At 37.5% G+C, this 518-nt stretch carries 1 protein-coding gene and 1 pseudogene; both read left to right on the top strand.

Translation table 11 applies throughout. The features are described 5' to 3' along the window. Nucleotides 1-245: LPS assembly lipoprotein LptE (gene lptE / locus IE271_RS44775; RefSeq protein ID WP_229920022.1), on the top strand; the 245-nt coding region annotated here is incomplete at its 5' end. Beyond that, nucleotides 235-518: pseudogene (locus tag IE271_RS44770) on the top strand (hypothetical protein); the annotation flags it as partial. The gene lptE and the pseudogene IE271_RS44770, both read left to right, overlap by 11 nt.

The following is a 518-nucleotide window of genomic DNA, read 5'->3' as shown; positions in this document are numbered from 1 at the left end:
AAAATAAAGAAGGCTTTACGACTTTCTATCGCGCAACCGTGTCTGTGAATTACACCTACGATAATAAAAGAGGCGTTAGAAAGACTTTTCAAAATAGCGGATATTATAATTACGCTGTGAATTTGCAAGACCCCCTTAATACCTACCAGAACCGCTATTATGCTATCAATCAGGCTGTGGAACAAACTTTGACTAAGTTTGTGGCTCAAATCGCTTATGAGGGGAAATTCAATAATGAAAAATAGCCCTTTGAAGGGATTAAAGGCGTTTTTAGAAACAAAGCCTAAGGAATACCACAAGTTTGACCCTAGCCGCTTCATTCAAATTTATAAAGATTTTAAAAACGCTTTTTTTGAAATTCAAGCGAAAGTCATTCATGTGGTAGGGACTAATGGTAAGGGCAGCACGGGGCGGTTTTTAACCCTTTTATTAGCCGATCAAAATTTTAAGGTGTTGCATTTCACCTCCCCTCATGTTTTTGAATTTAGGGAGCGCTTTTTTTTGAATGGTTCTATTGT

Origin of the sequence: Streptomyces minutiscleroticus (assembly GCF_014650875.1) — a bacterium.
Classification (GTDB): domain Bacteria; phylum Actinomycetota; class Actinomycetes; order Streptomycetales; family Streptomycetaceae; genus Streptomyces; species Streptomyces minutiscleroticus.
Note: the sequence above shows the minus strand (reverse complement) of the source record. Positions and strands in the feature narration are given on the sequence as shown.